The organism is Cryobacterium sp. Hh11, from assembly GCF_004404045.1.
GTDB lineage: Bacteria > Actinomycetota > Actinomycetes > Actinomycetales > Microbacteriaceae > Cryobacterium > Cryobacterium levicorallinum.
The window spans coordinates 1-1192 of record NZ_SOHF01000040.1; the positions used below are offsets into that span (position 1 = coordinate 1).

A 1192-nucleotide genomic window follows, 5' to 3' on the forward strand; every position below is an offset into this window, starting at 1 on the left:
CGGCGAATTCAACCGGTCGTCGCAACACTCTATTTTTGTGAGGTGTTGTACGTGTGGTCGAAGTTTGAACTGGTTGAGAAGCAGGCGCGGTTTTGGGTGTTGATGGCTCAAGGCTCGACGCTGACTGCAGCGTGCGATGCTGTGGGCGTGAATCGACGAACTGGACGGCGTTGGCGTCAAGCAACGGGTGGGCGGATCCCTCTTCCTGAGGCAGAGCGGTCGGGGCGGTACTTGTCCTTGGAGGAGCGGCTGCGGATCGCGGACTTGCACGTGGCCGGCACCGGCGTGCGGGGGATCGCTGCCCTGGTGGGCCGGTCTGCTGCCACGATCAGTCGAGAGTTGGCTCGAGGCGGGTTCAAGTCCGGCCCACGGGCACGGACGCGGTATGCCCCGTATGCGGCGCAGAAGCAGGCCGAGCTCCGCGGACGTCGTCCCAAGGCCAGCAAATTCGACCATCCCGAACTGGCCTCCTTGGTGCAGACCAAGTTGTGCGTGAAATGGAGCCCGGAACAGATCAGTGATCATTTGGCTGCGGAGTTTCCCGATCGGCAGGAGATGCGGGTCAGCCCGGAGGCGATTTACCAGGCCCTCTACGCGGGAGGCCGCGGTGACTTGCGCGGTGATCTGCATCAGCACTTGCGCACCGGCCGCGCCATCAGGCGTCCCAGACGGCCTGCAGCGAAGAACTCGGGCAAGATCCCGGACATGACCATGATCAGCGAGCGACCCGCGGAGGTTGAGGACCGCGCCGTGCCTGGGCATTGGGAAGGGGATCTGATCTTGGGGTCAAACTGCCGGTCGGCGATCGCTACGTTGGTGGAGCGTCAGACACGGTTCACGATGCTGGTCCACCTCCCCGGTGACCACAGCGCGATCACGGTTCGCGATTGCCTGTTGGCCGCCATCAAGACTCTGCCAAAACACTTGGCTAAGACTTTGACTTGGGATCAGGGCACCGAGTTGGCCCAGCACCGGAAGATCACGTTGGCCACAAAGATGGATATCTACTTCTGTGATCCGCATTCGCCGTGGCAACGGGGCACCAACGAGAACACCAACGGGCTGCTGCGCCAATATTTCCCCAAAGGCACCGACTTATCCGTTCATTCGCCCGAGCGGCTGCTCGAAGTCGCTACCGAACTCAACAATCGACCCCGCAAAACACTCGGCGGCATCACACCCGCTCAAGCGA

Annotated in this window: 1 pseudogene; it reads left to right on the plus strand. The window is 62.0% G+C overall.

The window, feature by feature from the left end:
• Positions 1 to 225: 225 nt before the first annotated feature.
• Positions 226 to 1192 (plus strand): annotated as a pseudogene (locus E3T46_RS17690) (IS30 family transposase); the annotation flags it as partial.